Here is a 21,047-nt window from a genome sequence, read left to right on the forward strand (position 1 = left end):
TTCGTTTGTACAACAAGGCGTAGCCTTTCCACCCGAGCCACGTCAACTCGCACGAACGGCCACACCGCCGGCCGCTCAGACCCTGGCCGGGATTTCCATCCCTTTTTGAGCCGCCGGGCGCGCCAGCCCGCGGTCGACCCAAGCCATCACATTCGGGAAACTCCTGTAGTCGAGCACGTCGGCGCCGCCGTAGAATCTGCGTGCGCCTTCGACCCACGGATAGGTGGCGATATCGGCGATCGTATACTCGTCGCCCATCAGCCATTGCCGTCCCTGAAGCCGTCCTTCCAGCACTCCGAGCAGCCGCTTCGATTCATCGCGGTAACGCTCGACCGGATAGGAATTGTTGGCAACCTTGTCGGCAGCGAATTTGAAGAAGTGGCCGAATTGCCCGAGCATCGGTCCGACGCCCCCCATCTGAAACATCACCCAGCAGATCATCTCATAACGTCCGGCCGCGTCGGAAGGCAGAAGTCTTCCCGTTTTTTCCGCGAGATAGGTAAGGATGGCGCCAGACTCGAACAGTCCGATCGGCTTGCCGCCCGGACCGTTCGGATCGACGATCGCTGGAATGCGGCCATTGGGATTGAGCGAAAGGAACTCGGGCGATTTCTGCTCATTGCTGTCGAAGGCGACGCGATGCGCCTCATAGGGCAATCCCAGCTCTTCAAGCGCTATGGAGATCTTTACGCCGTTCGGCGTCGGCAGGGAATAGAGCTGGAGAATATCCGGGTTCTTCGCTGGCCAGCGCGTTGTAATCGGAAAGGCGGAAAGATCGGCCATGAAATTCTCCTCGAAGCGAATGGCGGGAACGGTGTCCACCGCCTGCGCGGCGTAGATAAGGTCATTCGCGGGCGTTTGTCAGCGGGTGAGGCAAAATTTACCGCGTTGCGGCAATCGCTGCGCCCGGGAGAGAACGATGCGCCGCGTTCGCCGGCGAGGATCGATGAGGAAGACATGACAGACAAGACCATCCGATGGCTCGCCCTTGTCGCACTGATGGCCCGCGCCCAGCCGCGGGCCACGATCGCGTGCTCGTGATGGACATCGATCGCGAGTGGTACGTGCCCTACTGGACCTCGACCGAAACGCTGTTCAAGGCCATGCGGCGCCCGGCGCCGAAGGACCAGGGCGTGCTCGCCGGCGAGACGGGCGGCCGGGTGCACGTCTCGAAAAACCAACGGTCAGAGCGCCCCGCGCACGGCCGAGATGATCCTGTCGACGACCGGATCGCCATCGTGCGCCGGCTTGCGCGCGCGCACCAGGCAGGCTTCCGACCGCAGGATGACGCCGTCGGCAAGGATCTTCAGGTGGTTGGCGTGCAGGGTCGAGCCGGTCGAGGTGATATCGACGATGATATCGGCGGAGCCGGAGGCCGGCGCGCCCTCGGTCGCCCCAAGGCTCTCGACGATACGGTAGAGCTGGATACCGTGACTGCCCGAGAAATGGTTCTGCGTCAGCCGCCAGTATTTCGTGGCGATCGCCAGCCGCCGGCCATGGCGGGCGCGGAAGTCGGCAGCAACGTCACCGAGGTCTGCCATGGTATCGACGTCGTACCAGATCTCCGGAACCGCGACGACGACATCGGCATGACCGAAGCCGAGGCGGGCGCAGAACTCGACGCGGGCATCGGCATTGGCAAGGCCCTCGCGCACGAGGTCCTCCCCCGTGACGCCGAAATCAATCGAGCCGTTGCCGAGTTCGCGCGAAATCTCCGAGGCCGACAGGAAGGCGATCTCGACATCGTCCCAGCCTTCGACCCGGCCGCGATAGGAGCGGTCATTGCCGACGGCAACGATCTTCATGCCGGCGCGCTCGAAGATCGCGGAGGCGTCGTCCTTCATCCGCCCCTTGGACGGCAGTGCGATGGTGATGGTCATGCGGCACCTCCGCTGGCGGCGATCGCCGCTTCGATCCGGTCGAGCCAGAGCGAGAAGCCGACGGCCGGAATATGTTCCCGCGCGCCAAGCAAGGTCAGGAGCCGATCGAAGCGTCCGCCACCGGCAAGCACGGCCGGTGTCCCCTCGACTTCGACTTCGAAAACGAGGCCGGTATAATAATCGAGCGGGCGGCCGAAGGCGGCGCGGTAGCGAATGACACCGACATCGGCGCCGATATCGGCAAGCGCTGCCACCCGCGCATCAAAGCGCGCCAGCGCTCCATCGAGCGTCAGGCCGGTCTTCTCGGCAAAGCGGAAGAGCGCTGCCGGCGCTTCGCCAAGCGGCATGTCGAGCGCCAGGAATTCACGCACGAGGTCCAGCGTTTCCGGATCGAGCCGGGTATTCGCCAGCTCCATCTTTTCCTTCAGGCGGCGGGCAATGTCCTGCGGGGAGCGGCTGGCATTGGTGGAATAGCCCGTCGCCTCCATGGTTTCGCCGATATGGGCGACAAGCCGCGCCTCGTCATCGAGCATGCCGCTGATCGCCAGCCGCTCGACCTCCGGGCCGAACACGCCGGCGGCCCTTGGATCGGCAAGCTCGGCAAGCAGCTTCTGCAGATGCTTCTGGTCGCCGAAGGCATGGATCAGCCGCTTCTGCCACCCGCCCGGCAGGCCGCAGGCACCGACAACCGCCTCGAAGACCGACTGGTCGCCGAGCGTTACCGCCAGGCGCCGGCCAGGCAGACGATTGGCAACCACGTGCATGGCATTGCCGACCGCACGCGCGTCGGAGGCGGCGATATCGGTATCACCGAGATCCTCGATGCCAGCCTGATAGAATTCGTTGCCGCCTTCGCGGCGCTGGCGGAACACCTCGCCGAGATAGGCATAACGCTTGGGCGTGCCGGTCGCGGTTTCGATGTGGCGCAGGCAGACGGGAATGGTGAACTCCGGCCGCAGGCAGAGGCTCTCGCCGGTCTCGCTCTCGGTCATGAAGATGCGGCGGCGAAGGTCTTCGCCGGCCATGGCGAGAAACGGCTCCGCCGGCTGGATCACCGGCGTATCGACCCTGAGCGTGCCGAGACTTTCGAACTCGGCAAGCAGATCTGCGGAGAAGGCGGGAAGGTTGATCAGAGGCATCGCCGTCAGCCAGCCCTCGCCCGGTCCTCGGCCTGTGCCGCGAGCATTTCACGCACCTTTTCGACAAGGTCGCTGACGGGCACGGAGACCTGCGCGACCCGCGCCTCGCGCCATGCGGCGTTGTCCTCGATTTCGCCCGACAGGCGCTTGCCCTCGATCAGGTCCTTGATCTGCACCAGACCGGCCGCGCGCTCGTCACCGCCCTGGATGATCGCCAGCGGCGCCCCGCGGCGGTCGGCATATTTCAGCTGGTCGCCGAAATTCTTCTTGTTGCCCTGGTACATCTCGGCGCGGATGCCGGCATGGCGAAGCTGCTGCACGAAGCGCTGGTAGTGGCCCATGCTGTCGATGTCGCGGTCCATGACGCAGACGACGACCGGCGCGACCACCTCTGACGAGCCGAGCTTGCCGAGGTTCTTGAGCGCGGTCATCAGGCGCGAGACACCAATCGAGAAACCGGTGGCCGGCACCGGCTGGCCCATGAAGCGCGAGACGAGACCATCGTAACGACCGCCGCCGCCGACCGAACCGAAGACGATTTTTTCGCCCTTTTCGTTGGTCACGGCAAACTGCAGCTCGGCCTCGAAAACCGGGCCGGTATAATATTCGAGACCGCGAACGACCGAGGGGTCGATCTTGATGCGGTCGGCCTCATAGCCGGCGCTCAGCACCAGGCTGCGGATGGTGTTGAGCTCGTCGACGCCCTCGCCGCCCTTGGCCGTGCCGGCAACGAGCGCTGCGAGTTCGGCAGCACTTTCGGCGTAGTCCTTTATGCCGACGAAGAACAGAACCTTGTCGATCTGCTCGGCGGCCAGACCGGCGCCCTTGGTGAAATCGCCGCTCTCGTCCTTGCGACCTTCGCCGAGCAGCAGGCGCACGCCTTCGGCGCCGAACTTGTCGAGCTTGTCGATGGCGCGCAGCACCGTCAGGCGCGCATTCGCCTTGTCGTCGCCGCCAAGCCCGATCGCCTCCATGACACCGTCGAGAACCTTGCGGTTGTTGACCCGGATCACGTAATCGCCGCGCTTGATGCCGAGCGCTTCCATGGTGTCGGCCATCATCATGCACATTTCGGCATCGGCCTGGACACCGGCAGCACCGACCGTATCGGCGTCGAACTGCATGAACTGGCGGAAGCGGCCCGGGCCCGGCTTTTCGTTGCGGAAGACGTAGCCGGCGCGATAGGTGCGGAAGGGAAGCTGGATCTCGTTGAAGTTTTCGGCCACGTGACGGGCGAGCGGCGCGGTCAGATCGTAGCGCAGCGACATCCACTGGTCGTCGTCATCCGTCAGCGAGAACACGCCCTCGTTCGGGCGATCGCTGTCGGGCAGGAACTTTCCGAGCGCATCGGTGTATTCGAACAGCGGCGTTTCGACCGGATCGAAACCATAACGCTCGTAGACTTCGCGGATCTTGACGATCATCTCGTCAGTTGCGCGAATATCGGCAGCCGTTCGATCGACAAAGCCGCGCGGCAGGCGCGCCTTGAGCTTCTGCGGTTTCTTTTGTTTCTCGGTCATGGGAAGCATTCCGGACTATCAGCAGGTTTGGAGCTTTCCCTATCGGATCAAGGCATGGGCGGCAAGGGTTTGCGCGGCGCAAAGCGCCTTCTTGCCGGCACCATTGGCTCTGGCAGCCTTTCTCCCCGAGAGCCGCGCGATCGCATGACCCGGCAGCGGCCGTCGTCCGCGGCTTGGGCAGACAACCCCGATTTAAGAAGCTCAGGCCACTTGAGGCATGGGTCGCGAGAGGCTCAGCCTCAACCCCTCGACCGCGCTCCGGCAATGGCAACCCTCGATATGATCGTTGACGAGGCCCATGGCCTGCATGAAGGCGTAGATCGTCGTCGGGCCGACGAAGGTCCAGCCGCGCTTCTTCAGGTCCTTGGAGATCCGCGTCGAGGTCGGCGTCGTCGGATTGGCGGCGATCACCTCGTAGCTGACCAATGCCGGCCGCTCGCCCGGGCCAGGTTCGTGCGACCAGAAATAGGCGGCAAGCGAACCGAACTCGGCCTGAAGCTCCTGGGCCCGCCTGGCGTTGTTGATGGTCGAGACGATCTTGCCGCGGTGACGCACAATGCCTGTATCGGCAAGGCAGCGTTCGATGTCGGCATCGCCGAACGTCGCGACCTTGTCGAAATCGAAGCCGGCGAAAGCGGCGCGAAAGGCCTCGCGCTTTCTCAAGATCGTCAGCCAGGAGAGGCCGGATTGAAACCCTTCCAGGCAGATCTTCTCGAAAAGGCGCCGGTCATCGGTGACCGGCCGTCCCCATTCCTCGTCGTGATAGCGCTTGTAGTCATCGAGATTGCTCTGCCAGGCGCAGCGCCCAAGGCCGTCATCACCGATCATTATGCCCTTGGTTGTCATCGTCCGCCCCGTTTCTTCCTGTTCTCAAGCATTTACCATTCACAAACCAGATTCCTAAAGCGACGGATAACCCTACCCAAAGCTTTATCGACGCTTCGGGCCTTTCACGGGCTGCCGTTTACCATTCCGTGGCGCCACGATGACACGATCGCGCCATTGCCAAGGCGCATGCCGTCCCTCCGAGCGTCCCGTTCTCCGGCTGGCCGCGCCCCTTTTTGATACGTTTCGGCGAAAGGTAGCGAGTCCGTCCGATGTTGAAAAAATCATTTCTTGTAGCCGCATCCATCCTCACCCTCGTCGCAGGCCAGGTGGAGGCCCAGGACCGGTATCAGAACCGACCGCCGGTGATCGTCAGCCCCGACCTGACCGCCCCATGGGTGATGCAGCTCGGCGGCCAGCCGCAGCAGGCGCGCCGGGTCATCTACCGTCAGCAGATTCCGACCACCACCCGAAAACAGTATTATCAGGGCCAGACCGTACGCCCACAGGCCAAGCGCCGTACTGGCGCGCCGCTGGTGCAACCGGTCAACGCCACGCGCGCCCAGCGCCCCATCAAGTCGAAGTTCGACCCGCAGTACCTGCCGCAGACCGTCGCCTACGACGGCAAGGAAAAGCCGGGCACTGTCGTCATCGATACCAACAACCGTTTCCTCTATCTCGTCACCGGTAACGGCCAGGCACGGCGTTACGGCGTCGGCGTCGGCAAACCGGGGTTCGAGTGGGCCGGCGCGCACAAGGTCACACGCAAGGCGGAGTGGCCGAGCTGGACACCGCCGAAGGAAATGATTTCGCGCGAAGCCGCCAAGGGGCACTACCTGCCGGCACGCATGGACGGCGGTCCTGAAAATCCGCTTGGCGCGCGCGCCATGTATCTCGGTTCGACGCTTTATCGCATACACGGCACCAATGCGCCCTGGACGATCGGCTACGCGGTCTCCTCAGGCTGCATCCGCATGCGCAACGAGGACGTCGTCGATCTCTACGAACGGGTGAATGTCGGCACCAAGGTTATCGTCATATAATTGGCGCATTGCATAGAATATTCCCCTCCGCCCATACGTCTTGCGGTTGCCTGCTCGTGATCTTCAGGCAACAGGCGGGTCTCAAGATACAAAATCCGTCATCACGTTCGATCGATCGGATGTATCCCGGACTTGAACTTCGGGCCGTTTTGCATAGCCTGCCTGCAACGAGGGCTGAGAGGGAATCGTATATGAAACGTCATGCCAGCAATTTGGTCGCGATCGCCATCGCGACCAGCACTATTCTTGCCGCCGCCAGTGCCCAGGCTTTCGCGCCCGCGCCGACATCCGGAACCACTGCCAAGAACAGCGATGTCGTCCTCGTCGCGGCACAGAAAAAGCCGCCGAAACAATTCTGGCGCACCAAGGTTCGCTTCAGCACCGACGAAGCCCCCGGCACGATCATTGTCGATACCAATAACAAGTTTCTCTATTACATCGACGGCCCGAACCGCGCGACCCGATACGGCATCGGCGTCGGCCGCGAAGGCTTCGGCTGGTCCGGCGTGGTGAAGGTGGGACGCAAGGCGGAATGGCCGACCTGGACGCCGCCAGCAGAAATGCGCGTGCGCGAAGCGGCCAAGGGCCGCATCCTGCCGGTCACGCAGGAAGGCGGCATCGACAACCCGCTCGGCGCGCGCGCCATGTATCTCTACAAGGGCGGCCGCGACACCATCTTCCGCATCCATGGCACCAACCAGCCGTGGACGATCGGCCAGAACATGTCATCCGGCTGCATCCGCATGATGAACGCCGATGTCGAGCATCTCTACGACCGGGCCGACGTCGGCACCAAGGTGATCGTCATCGGCCCCGGCAGCAAGACCGGCGACACCTACTTCAACGATCGCGGCGTCGATATCTTCCGCCAGATCTTCGGCGGCTGATACTCTCGCCAGAGATGAAAATGCCGGCGCCTTACTGCATAATTCCTTAAATCGGGATCGATTTAAGGGCAAAATTATGCAGCAACTCAAAGTGTTGCAGCGACCTTTGCGCGTCTAAACAGACGCGCGGCGCTGCAGCGCCGGCATTTTTCGTTTCACAATCCCGCCGGCTTCGCTCCGCCATAGGCCCAATCGAGCAGTTCGACGGTATGGACGATGGGGATCGCCGTGCCGGTGGCGATCTGGGTGATGCAACCGATATTGCCGGTGGCGATCACGTCGGGCTTCGTCGCCGCAAGGTTCTTGACCTTGCGGGCTTTGAGCTTTTGCGAGATCTCCGGCTGCAGGATGTTGTAGGTGCCGGCCGAACCGCAGCAGAGGTGGCCCTCGGCCGGTTCGCGCACGACGAAACCCGCCCGCTTCAACAATTGCTTCGGCGCCATGGTGATCTTCTGGCCATGCTGCATCGAACAGGCGGAATGATAGGTGACGGTGATGCCGCGCGGGTCCTGCACCGGAAGATCGAGCGAGGACAGATACTCGGTAATGTCCTTCGCCATGGCCGAGACCCGTGCTGCCTTTTCCGCATAGGCGGGGTCGAGGCGCAGCATGTGGCCATAGTCCTTGATCGTCGTACCGCAACCGGATGCGGTGATGATGATCGCATCGAGAGACCCCTCATCCGCCACGCTCAGCCAGGCATCGACATTGCGCCGGGCTGCCTCGAGCGCCTGCTCCTCCCGCCCCATGTGGTGTACGAGCGCGCCGCAGCAACCCTCCCCGGCTGAGACGACCACCTCTATGCCGAGACGGGTGAGAAGGCGGATCGTCGCCTCGTTGATCTCCGGCTTCAGCACTGGCTGCGCGCAGCCGTTCAAAAGCGCGACGCGGCCGATGCGCTTGCCGCTGGCGGCATGGGTGCCCGGCGTCGCGGTCGGTGACGGTTCCGGCACCGTCTTCGGCGCCAGATCGAGCATCACGCCGAAGGTCTTGAGGGCCGCCACCCGTTTCAGGATGTTGGCAAAGGGCCGCCCGAGAGCGGCCGCCTTCAAGGCAAGGCGAAACCGCGCGGGATAGGGCAAGACCTGCGCCAGCACCGCGCGGACCAGCCTGTCCTTCAACGGCCGTTTGTAGGTCTTCTCGATATGGACACGGGCATGATCGACCAGATGCATGTAATCGACGCCCGACGGGCACGTGGTCGTGCAGGCGAGACAGGAGAGACAGCGATCGATATGCGTTACCGTTTCCTTGTCGGCCGCCCGTCCATTCTCCAGCATGTCCTTGATGAGGTAGATGCGGCCACGCGGGCTGTCGAGCTCGTCGCCGAGCGTCACATAGGTGGGACAGGTCGCGGTGCAAAAACCGCAATGCACGCATTTGCGCAGGATGGCCTCGGATTCGGCCACATGCGGATCGGCAAGCTGCGCGGGCGTAAAATTGGTCTGCAAACGCTTACTCCAATATCGGGGCTCTGCCCCTGAAGCGCGCCGCGATCTCTAGGGACGGCCTGCGGCACTTCAAGTTCTTGTTTTCGCATGTCGTTATCGCAAACCCGCTGCGCAGTTTTGCGCGAGATGCTTCAGATCATCCAGCTTTCGGGGTTGCTGATCGGTTCCTCGCGCGCGGCGCGCTGCAGGCCGACGATACAGCGCACGACGATCCACACCGCGGTGGCGATAAACCCCAGGAACCCGATCAGCAGCACCATCAGCAGCGTCGAGATGACGCTGAACAACAGCGCGATCCAGAACGTGCGGATTGCCCAGGTATAATGCGTCTGGACCCACACCGCACCCTTGCCGCGGTTGAGATAGGCGAGCACCACCCCGATGATAGCCGTTATCCCCACGGCGAACGCCACGAGATAGAGCACATAGATGACCTGGACGTTGACCTTCCCAGGTTCCAGCCAGCGATCGATCTCCCTGGGAAGCGGAGCCTGCGGACCATTGTCACCCATCGATACCTCCCTCTCTCGTCATTTCCCCGTGTCTCAGGAAACGGCCTGCATCCGGCCGGGATTGAAGATCCGCTGCGGATCGAACTTTTCCCGGACGCGTTCGCTCAAGAGCGCCACGGGCGCGGGTTGCGGTTCAAACGATGGAATAGTCGCACGAAGGCCGTCGCTTGCGCGAACGAGCGTCGCATGGCCGCCGCCAAGCGCCTTGATATAGCGGCGCACCAGCGCCGCCTCGGGATCGGATTCCATGCGCAGCCACACGAGCCCGCCCTGCCAGTCGTAGAAGGCATCGACGCCCGTCTGCAGTCGCAAGGCGGCAACCAGCTGATGGCCGGCCGAGGGCGCGACCGAGACACGCCAGAGCGGCAGATCCGTGCCATCGGCATAGGGTCTCACATCGCGGATCTCCGACCAGAGTGTCGTCGTCTGCGCGGCATCGAGCCGCGATACCGCACCGAACCTGTCGAGCGCCGTCGACAGCTTTTCCGCACGGATCGAGACCGAGGCCAGCAGGCCTTCGAGCCGCAGCACCGTTGCCGCACCGTCCGGCAATCCACCGCCGACGAACCGGCCGCGCACGCTCTCGGCCAGATGGGCCGCGCCGGAAACCTCGACCGTTTGCGCCATGGCTTCCGCCATCACCGCCGCCGCTTCGGCATCGTCTAACCCGGATACCACAACCGTCTCGCTGGCTAGCGGCTTCGGCAGCACGCGGAATGTCACCTCGGTCAGAATTCCGAGCGTTCCGTGAGAGCCCGCCAGCAGTTTTACCAGATCGAGGCCGGTGACATTCTTCATCACTCGGCCGCCGGCCTTGATCGCGTCGCCCCTGCCATTGACGAAACGGACGCCGAGCAGGCTGTCGCGCGCGGCACCGGCGACGATGCGCCTGGGTCCCGAGACGTTCGCTGCGAAGACGCCGCCGATCGTCGGCTCTCCGGTCGTTGCAAAGATCGGGCGGTGGTCCATCGGCTCGAAGGAAAGCATCTGCCGGTTTTCGGCAAGTGCCGCCTCGACCTCGGCAAGCGGCGTGCCGGCGAGCGCGCTGACGGTCATTTCCGCCGGATTGTAGCTGACGATACCGGAGAGGCGACGGGTGGACAGCACCCGGTCGGCGCGCACGGGATTGCCGAGGCCGGATCGCGTGCCGCCGCCGATGACGGCAAGCGACGCCCTTTCGCTGGCCATCGCCCGGACAACGGTCGCGATCCCCTCTTCGCTCGCGGGCTCGAAATGCACGATCATGCGGCGGGGCGTCCTTCGAGCGGAAAGACCTTGGACGGATTCAGGATCCATTGCGGATCGAAGGCGGCGCGCGCCGCCATCTGCTGGTCCAGATCGGTCTGGGTGAACTGATGCAGCATGAGATCGCGCTTCTCGATACCGACGCCATGTTCGCCGGTCAGGCACCCGCCGGCATCGACGCAAAGCTTCAGGATGTCGTTACCGGCGCTTTCGGCACGCGCCGCATCCTCGGGATCGTTGATGTTGTAGAGGATCAGCGGATGCATATTGCCGTCACCGGCATGAAACACATTGGCGACGCGAAGGCCGTAGGCAGCGACGATCTCGCCGGTTCGGCGCAGAACATGGGAAAGTTGGCTGAGCGGCACGGTGCCGTCCATGCAGATATAGTCGGCGATGCGCCCGGTCGCGCCGAACGCCGATTTGCGCCCCTTCCAGATCAGCGCCGCCTCGAGCGCCGACTGGCTTTCCTTGATGGTGGTGACCCCATGGCGGCGGGCAACGTCGATAATGCTTGCCAGCATCGCGTCCATTTCGGCTTCCGAGCCTTCCACCTCGACGATCAGCAAGGCCTCCACATCCAAGGGATAGCCGGCATGGGCAAAGGCTTCGCAGATCTCGATTGCTGGCTTGTCCATGAATTCGATGGCGACCGGAATGATGCCCGAACCGATGACGTCGGCAACGCAGGCGCCAGCGGCCTCGGAGGAGGCAAAGCCGAACAGCACCGGGCGCGCGCCCTCGGGCTTGGCGATCAGCCGCACCGTCGCCTCGGTGACGATGCCGAGCTGTCCCTCGGAGCCGCAGACCAGACCGAGCAGGTCATAGCCGGCCGCATCCAGCGCCTTGCCGCCGAGATCGATGATCGTGCCGTCGAACAGCACCATCTTCACCCCCAGCAGATTGTTGGTGGTGACGCCGTATTTCAAGCAATGGGCGCCGCCGGAGTTCATGCCGATGTTGCCACCGATGGTGCAGGCCAGCTGCGAACTCGGGTCGGGGGCGTAGAAGAAGCCGTCGGCGGAGACGGCCTCGGAAATATTGAGATTGGTCACACCGGCCTGAACCGTCGCGGTGCGGTTGAAGAAATCGACATCGAGGATGCGCGACATCTTCGAAAGGCCGATCACCACAGCGTCTTCCTGCGGGATAGCGCCGCCGGAAAGAGAGGTGCCCGCGCCGCGCGGCACGACGGGAATGCCGTAGCGGCTGCAATATTTGAGCACTGCGGCGACCTGTTCGGTCGTCTCGGGCAGGGCGACGGCGAGCGGCATGCGGCGATAGGCGATGAAGGCATCGGTCTCGAACGGCTTCAATCCGCGCTCGTCGCTGATGAGACACTCGGCCGGCAACAGATCTGCCAGATCCGCGGCGATCTCGCGGCGGCAGGCCATGACGGCTGGCCTTGGTTGCAGAAAGCCGATCGTTTCCGCCATCAAATCCTCCGTCCACATGTCAATTGGTTCATTTTCTTTACCACTAGGATAGCCCCCTCGCAAATGCTATTGAGCTTTTCCATTTCGGAAACAATGGCAACGATTGATGACGAATTTAGGCGATCTTGAGATTTTTGCACGCGTCGTTTCCTCCGGCAGCATGTCGGCCGCCGGGCGGGCGCTCGGATTTTCGCCGGCGGTCATCTCCAAGCGCATCAAGCGGCTGGAGGATCGGCTCGGCACCCGCCTCTTGCAGCGCACCACCCGGCAGATCTCGCTGACCGAGGCGGGCCAGGGCTTTTACGACCGTGTCCTCGGCATTCTGACAGGCATCGAGGAGGCAGAGGCCTATGCTTCGGGACGGTCGTCGCAGGCGCAGGGCGTGCTTCGCATTTCGGCGCCGACCTCCTTTGGCCGCATGCACATCGCGCCGCATCTGACGGGCTTCATGAAGGACCACCTGGACCTCAAGCTGCACATCGTCCTGACCGACGACTTCACCGATATCGTCGCCGAGGGCTTCGACATGGCGGTGCGCATCGGCGAGCTGACCGATTCGAGCCTGGTTGCGCGCAAGCTCGCGCCGGTCCGCCGGCTGCTCTGCGCCTCGCCAGATTACGTTGCCCGCAACGGCGCCCCGAACGAGATCGGCGACCTCGCCAGGCATTTCTGCCTGCCCGCCCACAACAACGACAATTGGAAGCTCGAAGGCCCGGAGGGCTCGCTCGTCTGGCACCCCGAGGGACCGCTTGTGACCAACTCCTCGGAAATCGTGCGGGCGGCGGTGATCGCCGGCGCCGGCATCGCGCTCCGCTCCACCTGGGACATCGGCCCGGAACTGCGCAGCGGCCAGCTGGTGCAGGTGCTGCCGCAATGGGAAGGCTCGAAGAACCTGACGCTTTCGGCCGTCTATCCGAGCCGCCAGTTTCTGCCGGCCAAAGTGCGCCTGTTCATCGATTATCTCGCCGCCCTTTACGGGCCCGTCCCCTATTGGGAGCAATAGGGGCTATTTGTGCTCGCCGTCGCCGTGATGGTGGCGAATGCGGCGAACGATCAGCCAGACGCCGACGACCGCGAAAGGCACGGCAAGTCCGGTCAAAAGGCCGGGATCGATCGGCAGCTCGTGGCTGACCGCCTTGGCGAGATAGCCGAACAGGCCGACGACATAATAGGAGATCGCGGCGACCGATAGGCCCTCGACGGTCTGCTGCAGCCGCAGCTGCAACTTTGCGCGCCGATCCATCGAGTTCAAGAGCGCGCTGTTCTGTCGTTCCAGTTCGACATCGACCCAGCTGCGCAGGAGCGCGGTGGCGCGCGCCAGCTTGCGCGACAGGTTCGCCTGTCGTTCTTCCACCGATTGACAGGTGCGCATCGCCGGCGCCAGACGACGCTCGAGAAAGGTGCCGATCGTCTCATAGCCTGGGAGCGCCGTCTCGGCCAGGGTCCGGATGCGTTCCTGGACGATGCCGTAATAGGCGCGGCTGGCGCCGAAGCGATAGAGGCTGAGTGCCGCACCTGCCTCCAGATCGGCAGCAAGCCGGGTGATCTCCGCCAGCATGTCGTCCGCCTCTTCGCGCACGTTCTCCTTCATGCGCTGGGTGATCGCCGTCAACCCGTCTTCGGTGCGCCTGATCTCCGGCGACAGCGATTGTGCCAGCGGCAGGCCGATCATCGCCAGCGTACGATAGGTTTCGATATCGAGCAGACGCTGGATCAGGGCGCCGGTGCCGGCCTCGGTCATGCCGCGGTCGATCACCAGGATCTGCGTCAGGCCGTCGCCGTTCTGGCGAAAATCGGTGACGAGGATCGCCTGGCCGTTTTTCGTCTCGCTGTAACAGAGGCTGGTCGGATCGAAGGCCTTGATCGCTTCGCGGGTCTCCGGCGAATCGGCGCGGATCTCGAGGCGGATACCCGAGATGAGTGAACCGGGTGGCGAAAAGCCGTCGCCGAACGGGTGGATCGCAACTTCGCCGCCGAACTGCTCCGGCGCCGGCCCATCCCAGAAATAGGTGGAGAACTCGGTGTGCCGCTCCCAACGCAGCGTGCCCTGCCCCCAGGCCATGGCGTGGTGGTTGGCGTCGCGCCCGGGCGGGGCGATGCCGCGCGAACGGGACAATTCCGACAGCACCGCATGGTCGACGATCGAGCCGCCCTCGGTCATGAAGGCGAGCTGAAAGATCACGCGCGGCGTCGCCACCAGGGCATAAGGCCGCGAATGGACCTCCCCCAGTGCCTGCGCTCGCATCGGCGCGACCGGAAATGCAAAACTTCCCTTTGCCATGAAGCGCTTTGTCCCCCTCACGCGTTCATCATGACTTTCTTATCAACCGAACGAGCAAAAGCAAAAGGACGCATTGCCGCAGTTTGACTTTTGTCACGACGGCCGAAGTGGACAAGGAAATTGACCAGTTGGTCGCACATGCCTAGATTGCCCCGCATGGGAGACCCAAGCGTGACCGAAGACCAGATCGACCTCTATGCCCGCATCAGCCACAGCCGCACCGCGGACGAGGTGGTCCAGCAGATCGAGCTTCTCATCCTCGAAGGCATCCTGCGCGACGGCGACCGGCTGCCGGGCGAAAGGGAGCTGTCGAAGCGCTTCGACGTGTCGCGACCGATCCTGCGCGAAGCGTTGAAGGAGCTGGAGACGCGCGGTCTCGTCGAGAGCCGCCACGGCGGCGGCACCTTCGTTGCCGATGTCGTCGGAGAAGTCTTCTCCAAGCCGCTGATCGAGCTGATCGGCCGCCATCACAAGGCGACGCAGGATTATCTCGAATATCGCCGCGAACTCGAAGGGTTGACCGCGGAACTGGCTGCGACGCGCGCCACCGATTTCGACCGGGACATCCTCACGCGCATCATCGAGCGCATGCGAACCGCGCACAGTAGTGGCGATTTCAACGACGAGCTGACCTCCGACGTCGAATTGCACCAGGCGATCGGCGAAAGCGCCCACAATATCATCCTGATGCACACGTTGCGCGCCTGCTACCGGCTGCTGACGCAAGGGATCTTCTTTCACCGCAATTCGGTGTTCGATGCCCCGGGCGCACGCGACCGGCTGCTGGCGCAGCACGAAGCGATCTACGACGCGATCATGGCCGGCGACCCGAAAGCGGCCAAGGCGGCAGCCCAAAGCCATATCGATTTTGTCGCCGCCTCCACCCGCGAGGCGGAGCGCACCGGCGAATGGGCGCGCATCGCCCGGCTGCGGCTGCAGCAACGCGACCAGGCGGGCTGAAGCCGGGCCAACGCCCGATTGCCGCCTCACTGGCAATGCCGGCGCGAAGACACCATATTCTGTCGCATAGGGACCACAGTTTGCAGCGAAGCTGACCGCATATCCGGCAGCCGACGAGACGCGACATTTACACGCAACGCGACGCTGGCATACTGGCGGGAACGTCAAACGAATACTGATTCGCTAAGAGGAGAGCAAACGACCTTGAACTTCCTGAACCGGCTCGCATCCGATGTGCAGCTCATGCTGCGGCGACCGGCGCGCATGCAATATGCGGCGCTGTGTTTCCGGGTTCGCAAGAAGTCCAGGGCGCTTGAGATTCTCCTGATCACCAGCCGCGATACCGGCCGCTGGGTCATTCCCAAGGGATGGCCGATGCAGGGCAAACGCGCCCATGAGGTGGCCGAACGCGAAGCCTATGAAGAGGCGGGGGTCAAGGGCCGGGTGCAGAAGGCTCCCGCCGGGTTCTATCTCTACAAGAAACGCATGGATCACGGCCTGGAGATTTCAGTCAAGGTCCAGGTCCACGCCCTGGAGGTCGACGATCTCTGCAAGCACTTCCCGGAAGAAGGCACGCGCAAGCTCGAATGGGCTGGCTACCAGGAAGCGGCGAACCGCGTCGCCGAGCCGACACTGAAGGAGCTTATCCTCGCCTTCGGCAGCCGCATGTCGGCACCGCCTTCGCCAGTGCCCAAAACCGTGAACGGCTAGCCACCAGGGACGATATCTGCCGTTGTCGCTTGCACAGGTTTGCAGACATCATCAATTCCGCTTGAAAGCGTTTCGCGGTGGCAGTAGTGGCCATGGTGAAAAGGGAGATCGCCATTGGCAAAGCCGCGCATGCGCCTTGAAAAGCAGACGCTCGACAAGGACCTCGACAAGTTCAGCCTTGCCGAGGCGGCATCGCAACAGGTGATGCGTAGTCTGGCAGCGCCTGGCCTGGCCCTGCTCTTCCTGCTGCTCAGCATGGCATTTGCCGCAAGCTTCGTCACGAACTCTGCAGCGGCACCTATCATCATCGCCGCTGCCGCGATCGCCGGCTACATGGCGATGAACATCGGCGCCAACGACGTGACCAACAACGTCGGCGCGGCCGTCGGCGCCAAGGCGATGTCGATGGTGACGGCGCTGACGATCGCCGCCGTCTTCGAGATCGCCGGCGCGATGCTGGCCGGCCGTGAGGTGACACTGACCGTCGAGGCCGGCATCATCTATGGCGAGCATATTCTCGGCCCCGAGACGATCGTCTGGGTGATGATGGCGGCTCTCGCCTCATCGGCCGTCTGGATCAACATCGCCACCTATTCCGGCGCACCGGTTTCGACCACGCATTCGATCATCGGCGGCATCGTCGGCGCAGGCATCGCCGCGGCCGGCGTTTCCAGCGTGCAATGGTGGTCGCTTGCCGGCATCACCGCCAGTTGGTCTATTTCTCCGGTTCTCGGCGGTACGATCGCTGCCGCCTTCCTGGCGTTCCTCAAGGAATTCATCATCTACCGCGAGGACAAGATCGCATCGGCGAGACGCTGGATGCCGATCATCCTAGGCGTGACGGCGGGTAGCTTCACGGCCTATCTGGCCGTCATCGCGCTTGTCCAGGTTGCCGCGATCTCGCTGTCAACCGGGCTGGGCCTCGGTCTCGTTGCCGGAATTGCCACTTATTTTCTCACCAAGCCGTGGATCCAACGCCAGTCCATCGGGCTCGACAATCGCAACCAGTCGCTGCGCAAACTGTTTCGCGCACCGCTGATCCTTTCTGCCGCGCTGCTCTCCTTCGCCCACGGCGCCAACGACGTTTCCAACGCCATCGGCCCGCTCGCGGCGATCGTGTCCGCCCTCGACAGTGTCACCACCACAGAGACATCGCCGACGCCACTTTGGGAGCTTGCGATCGGCGCGCTCGGCATTTCGATCGGCCTGCTGCTCTATGGCCCACGGCTGATCCGCGTCGTCGGTCAGGAAATCACCCGCCTCAATCCGATGCGCGCCTTCTGCGTTGCGCTGGCAACCGCGGTAACCGTGTTGCTCGCCTCCGCCTTCGGTCTGCCGATCAGCTCGACCCACACCGCCGTCGGCGCCGTCTTCGGCGTCGGCTTCTTCCGTGAATGGTATACCCGCCACTCGAAACGGCGCCTGGAATATGTCCGTCGGAAGACCGGGCAGGCAGACTTCATGGAGTCGACGGAAACCAACTTTGCCGAAGTGCGCCGCCGGCGCTTGGTGCGCCGCTCGCATTTCCTGACGATCGTCGCCGCCTGGGTCATCACCGTTCCGGCTTCGGCTCTGCTTTCCGCCGTCGTCTATCTCGTTCTTTCCGCCATTTTCATGTGAAGGTATTCCCCATGCGCGCCAATTTTCGCATGCAGCGACTGTTCGTTGAGCATCCTCTTCTGGCCGGCTCCGCGCAGGAGGCGACCAAGGAGCAGTTCAACTATCTGATCAATGTGCTTCGCTACGAGGACGGCGGCTCCATCCTCGTCTTCAACGGTCGCGACGGCGAATGGCGCGCCGAGCTTTCACTTGCGAGCAAGAAGCGCCTGATCCTGACCGCGGTCGAACAGACCCGCCCGCAACCGGCTCCTTGCGATCTCGTCTACCTCTTTGCGCCGCTGAAAGTCGGCCGCCTCGACTATCTCGTGCAGAAGGCGGTCGAGATGGGTGCCGGCGTGCTGCAACCGGTGATGACACAGCACGTGCAGGGCAAGATCGGCAATCTCGATCGCGTGCGCGCCAATGTCGTCGAGGCCGCGGAACAGTGCGGCGTGCTCGGCATTCCCGGCGTCGCGGAGCCCCGCCGGCTTGAAGATCTGCTTCAAGACTGGCCCGTGGATCGTCGCATCATCTTCTGCGACGAAGGCAGCGACAGCCAGAACCCGCTGCCGATTCTGAAGGGCATTGGGGAAAAGAAGCTGGCTCTGCTGATCGGGCCTGAAGGCGGCTTTTCCGACAGCGAACGGGCCCTGCTGCGCAGCCTCGATTTCGTCACTGCCATTCCGCTTGGCCCCCGCATTCTCAGGGCCGATACCGCAGCGGTTGCCGCGATGGCCGTGATACAGGCAACGGTCGGTGATTGGCACTGACCGGTCGCTTGCGCGCAAGCACGGCGCATACTTTTTTTGAACAGATCTTGAAAGAAATTGACTTGCACCGCACCTGATTACGGTTCAAGCAGCCACCATCCACTTCCGCTGACCGGCGGGAACCGCTCAAGCAAAAGAAGACGCTCATGGCCCGAGATACCACCGACCAGACGCCGGTAACCTCTGTCGCTGACCTGACCGCTTATGTCGCGGCGGGCTCGAAACCGGAGGAGCGGTTCCGGATCGGAACGGAGCACGAAAAGTTTGCCTTCTTTAAGGCGGACAACAGCCCTGTCCCCTATTTCGGAGACGCCAGCATCCAGGCGCTGCTCAACGGCATGGCCGCAAAGAGCGGCTGGGAGCCGATCGTCGACGAGGGCAACATCATCGGTCTTGCCGAGCATTCCGGCAACGGAGCGATCTCGCTGGAGCCGGGCGGCCAGTTCGAGCTTTCCGGCGCGCCGCTCGAAAACCTGCATCAGACCTGCAAGGAATCGAACCAGCACCTCGCCGTTCTGCGGGAAGTGGCCGAGCCGCTCGGCATTCGCTTCCTCGGCATCGGCGGCAGCCCGAAATGGACGTTCGACGAAACGCCGCGCATGCCGAAATCGCGCTACGGCATCATGAGCCGCTACATGCCCAAGGTCGGCACCAAGGGCCTCGACATGATGTATCGCACCTGCACGATCCAGGTGAACCTCGATTTCTCCTCGGAAGTGGACATGCGCCGCAAGATGCAGGTGTCCTTAAAGCTCCAGCCGCTGGCGACCGCGCTGTTTGCAAGCTCGCCGTTTACCGACGGCAAGCCGAACGAACTCTTGTCCTGGCGCGGCGATATCTGGCGCGACACCGACAACCAGCGTTCCGGCCTGCTGCCCTCGGCTTTCAAGCCCGACTTCGGCTTCTCGGACTATGTCGAATGGGCGCTCGACGTGCCGATGTATTTCGTCGTTCGCGACGGCCACTACCACGACTGTACCCACGTAACCTTCCGCCAGTTCATGAACGGAGCGCTCAAGGGCGAGATCGCCGAATGGCAGCCGAACATGGGCGACTGGACTAATCACCTTTCGACGCTGTTCCCCGACGTGCGCCTCAAGCGCTTCCTGGAAATGCGCGGCGCCGATGGCGGGCCGTGGCGCCGGATCTGCGCGCTGCCTGCCTTTTGGGTCGGCCTGCTTTACGACAGCGAGGCGCTCGACGCTGCCGAAGCGCTTACCCGCGACTGGACGTTCGAGGAGGTCGGGACCTTACGTGATGCGGTGCCCGCCCAGGCGCTCAACGCAAAATTCCGCGCCGGCAGCCTTTACGACATCGCCCGCGAAGTCGTTTCGATCTCACGCGGCGGCCTGAAGCGACGCAACCGGCTGAACGGCGACGGCATCGACGAAAGCCAGTTCCTGGCGCCGCTCGACGAAGTGCTGGCCAAGAAGGCGACGCTCGCCGAGGATCTGCTGTCGCTCTACAACGGGCGCTGGAACGGTTCTGTCGATCCGGTCTTTGCAGAATACCAATACTGAGCCGGTAAGCCTTCGATTAAAAAGGCGGTTTCCAGCTCCAGATTTCCCGATATAGTGCAACGACATACGTTGCTTGCAGCGCCGCACGTCAGCCTGACGCGCAAACGGCGCTGCCGCGCTTTACACTTGCTGCATAATTTTCCCCTTAAATCGTTCCGATCTAAGGAATTAGGCAGTAGCCGAAGGGAACCGGGGATGGCACCGCTTTTTGACATGTTCATGCAGGCGCAGAACGGACAGGCCACCGAGTTGATGGCCAAACAATTCGGGCTTGCCCAGGAGCAGATGGCAAAGGCCACGGCAGCGCTGCTTCCGGCCTTCTCCGCCGCCTTCAAGCGCAACACGACAAACCCTTACGATTTCGGCGCGCTGCTGACGGCCATGTCCAGCGGCAACTACGCCAAATACTTCGAGGACGTGAGCCAGGCGTTCACGCCGCAAGGCATGGCCGACGGCAACGGTATCCTCGGCCAGCTCTTCGGCTCCAAGGAAATGTCGCGCGCTATCGCAGCCCAGGCAGCCCAGGTCACCGGCATCAGCCAGGAGATCTACAAGCAGTTGCTGCCGGCGATGGCCGATACGCTGATGGGTGGGCTGTTCAAGCAGGCGACGGGCCAGTTCGCGGGGCCGAACGGTGCCTTTGCCAACAATCCGATGGCGACGATGATGCAGCAGTGGATGGAGGCAACCGGCCTTGCCAAGAAGCCGGAGCCACAGGCCAATCCCTTCGACAATCCCTTTACGCAGGCGATGCAGAGCTTCTTCGGCGCCGGCAAGAAGGAAGAAAAGGCCAAGACGCCCGACTTCTTTGCCGACAACCCCTTCATGAAGGCGTTCCAGGACATGATGCAGACAGGCGCCGGCACCACGGCCAAACCGGCTGCAGACAACCCGGCCGTCGCCCAGTTCTCGCAATTGATGAACAGCATGTTCGACAGCGGGCTGGAGATGCAGAAGGAATATCAGAAGAACATCGAGGCGCTGTTCGACAGCTACAAGACCGGTACCGGCGACAAGACCTGAGCTGGTCCGCGGTCGCCCCTTCCCAAGCCGACACCTGCTGAAAAGAAAAAGGCCCGGTACATGTCTTGGTTCATGTACCGGGCCAAGCGGCAGGGTCTATTGGCTCTACCCTGCGGGGAACGTTTGGGCGCGCGATAGAGGCGGCAGCACCGAAACTTCGAAATTCGTAGCATGACCCGCGTTGGCGGCAGCTTGCGCGGATCATGCTCGACCGGCGCATCTCAAGCGGCGGGATGCGCCATGGG

19 protein-coding genes are annotated in these 21,047 nt (G+C 63.1%); 9 read left to right on the forward strand and 10 right to left on the reverse strand.

The window, feature by feature from the left end; all coding sequences use genetic code 11:
• Window positions 1–75 precede the first annotated feature (75 nt).
• From BC360_RS13165 to BC360_RS13185, 5 genes are all read right to left on the reverse strand, one after another.
• Complete coding sequence (locus BC360_RS13165) at window positions 76–783, reverse strand: glutathione binding-like protein (RefSeq protein ID WP_065795457.1); 708 nt, start codon at window positions 781–783, stop codon at window positions 76–78.
• Window positions 784–1,184: 401 nt separating this feature from the next.
• Complete coding sequence (gene hisG, locus BC360_RS13170) at window positions 1,185–1,880, reverse strand: ATP phosphoribosyltransferase (protein ID WP_065795458.1); 696 nt, start codon at window positions 1,878–1,880, stop codon at window positions 1,185–1,187.
• Window positions 1,877–3,019 (reverse strand): ATP phosphoribosyltransferase regulatory subunit, encoded by a 1,143-nt coding sequence (locus tag BC360_RS13175; RefSeq protein ID WP_065795459.1) that lies wholly within the window; start codon window positions 3,017–3,019, stop codon window positions 1,877–1,879. The genes hisG and BC360_RS13175 overlap by 4 nt, the downstream gene beginning before the upstream one ends.
• 5 nt (window positions 3,020–3,024) lie before the next feature.
• The gene (hisS, locus tag BC360_RS13180; RefSeq protein WP_065795602.1) at window positions 3,025–4,539 is read right to left on the reverse strand and encodes a histidine--tRNA ligase; all 1,515 of its coding nucleotides are present in this window, start codon (window positions 4,537–4,539) and stop codon (window positions 3,025–3,027) included.
• A gap of 201 nt (window positions 4,540–4,740) precedes the next feature.
• Complete coding sequence (locus tag BC360_RS13185; protein ID WP_065795460.1) at window positions 4,741–5,385, reverse strand: DNA-3-methyladenine glycosylase I; 645 nt, start codon at window positions 5,383–5,385, stop codon at window positions 4,741–4,743.
• A 251-nt stretch (window positions 5,386–5,636) separates the two neighbouring features.
• Between BC360_RS13185 and BC360_RS13190 the strand changes: the two genes are divergently transcribed.
• Both BC360_RS13190 and BC360_RS13195 read left to right on the forward strand, forming a co-directional pair.
• The gene (locus BC360_RS13190) at window positions 5,637–6,407 is read left to right on the forward strand and encodes a L,D-transpeptidase (RefSeq protein WP_065782851.1); all 771 of its coding nucleotides are present in this window, start codon (window positions 5,637–5,639) and stop codon (window positions 6,405–6,407) included.
• Window positions 6,408–6,598: 191 nt separating this feature from the next.
• Complete coding sequence (locus BC360_RS13195; RefSeq protein ID WP_065782853.1) at window positions 6,599–7,294, forward strand: L,D-transpeptidase; 696 nt, start codon at window positions 6,599–6,601, stop codon at window positions 7,292–7,294.
• 155 nt (window positions 7,295–7,449) lie between these two features.
• Here the strand turns inward: BC360_RS13195 and glcF are convergent, their stop codons facing one another.
• The 4 genes from glcF to BC360_RS13215 all read right to left on the reverse strand — a co-directional run bounded on the left by glcF (window position 7,450) and on the right by BC360_RS13215 (window position 11,938).
• Window positions 7,450–8,745, reverse strand: a complete 1,296-nt coding sequence (gene glcF / locus BC360_RS13200) for a glycolate oxidase subunit GlcF (RefSeq protein WP_065795461.1) — start codon at window positions 8,743–8,745, stop codon at window positions 7,450–7,452.
• A gap of 131 nt (window positions 8,746–8,876) precedes the next feature.
• A complete protein-coding gene (locus tag BC360_RS13205) occupies window positions 8,877–9,257 on the reverse strand; it encodes a DUF4870 family protein (RefSeq protein ID WP_065782857.1) in 381 nt (126 codons plus the stop codon).
• 33 nt (window positions 9,258–9,290) lie between these two features.
• A complete protein-coding gene (glcE, locus tag BC360_RS13210) occupies window positions 9,291–10,502 on the reverse strand; it encodes a glycolate oxidase subunit GlcE (protein ID WP_065795462.1) in 1,212 nt (403 codons plus the stop codon).
• Window positions 10,499–11,938, reverse strand: coding sequence for an FAD-linked oxidase C-terminal domain-containing protein (locus tag BC360_RS13215; protein ID WP_065795463.1), 1,440 nt, complete (start codon window positions 11,936–11,938; stop codon window positions 10,499–10,501). Before BC360_RS13215 ends, glcE begins: the two co-directional genes overlap by 4 nt.
• Before the next feature lie 106 nt (window positions 11,939–12,044).
• On the opposite strand from BC360_RS13215, the gene BC360_RS13220 reads away from it, so the two are divergent.
• Window positions 12,045–12,941 (forward strand): LysR family transcriptional regulator, encoded by an 897-nt coding sequence (locus BC360_RS13220; RefSeq protein WP_065795464.1) that lies wholly within the window; start codon window positions 12,045–12,047, stop codon window positions 12,939–12,941.
• Window positions 12,942–12,944: 3 nt separating this feature from the next.
• Here the strand turns inward: BC360_RS13220 and BC360_RS13225 are convergent, their stop codons facing one another.
• A complete protein-coding gene (locus BC360_RS13225) occupies window positions 12,945–14,219 on the reverse strand; it encodes a DUF3422 family protein (protein ID WP_065782866.1) in 1,275 nt (424 codons plus the stop codon).
• Between the two features lie 171 nt (window positions 14,220–14,390).
• On the opposite strand from BC360_RS13225, the gene BC360_RS13230 reads away from it, so the two are divergent.
• From BC360_RS13230 to BC360_RS13255, 6 genes are all read left to right on the forward strand, one after another.
• Entirely contained in the window at window positions 14,391–15,179 is a 789-nt protein-coding gene (locus tag BC360_RS13230; RefSeq protein ID WP_244512720.1) for a FadR/GntR family transcriptional regulator, read from the forward strand.
• Window positions 15,180–15,383: 204 nt separating this feature from the next.
• Complete coding sequence (locus BC360_RS13235; RefSeq protein ID WP_065782870.1) at window positions 15,384–15,890, forward strand: NUDIX hydrolase; 507 nt, start codon at window positions 15,384–15,386, stop codon at window positions 15,888–15,890.
• Between the two features lie 114 nt (window positions 15,891–16,004).
• Window positions 16,005–17,510, forward strand: a complete 1,506-nt coding sequence (locus BC360_RS13240; protein ID WP_065795466.1) for an inorganic phosphate transporter — start codon at window positions 16,005–16,007, stop codon at window positions 17,508–17,510.
• Between the two features lie 11 nt (window positions 17,511–17,521).
• Window positions 17,522–18,259 carry a 16S rRNA (uracil(1498)-N(3))-methyltransferase gene (locus tag BC360_RS13245; RefSeq protein WP_065795467.1) on the forward strand — a complete coding sequence of 246 codons (738 nt, stop codon included), beginning with the start codon at window positions 17,522–17,524 and terminating at the stop codon, window positions 18,257–18,259.
• Between the two features lie 146 nt (window positions 18,260–18,405).
• Window positions 18,406–19,779, forward strand: a complete 1,374-nt coding sequence (locus BC360_RS13250; RefSeq protein ID WP_065795468.1) for a glutamate--cysteine ligase — start codon at window positions 18,406–18,408, stop codon at window positions 19,777–19,779.
• Window positions 19,780–19,974: 195 nt separating this feature from the next.
• The gene (locus BC360_RS13255) at window positions 19,975–20,802 is read left to right on the forward strand and encodes a DUF937 domain-containing protein (RefSeq protein ID WP_065795469.1); all 828 of its coding nucleotides are present in this window, start codon (window positions 19,975–19,977) and stop codon (window positions 20,800–20,802) included.
• The last annotated feature ends 245 nt before the right edge of the window (window positions 20,803–21,047 follow it).

This window comes from Ensifer sp. LC163 (assembly GCF_001695855.1).
Lineage (GTDB): Bacteria > Pseudomonadota > Alphaproteobacteria > Rhizobiales > Rhizobiaceae > Ensifer.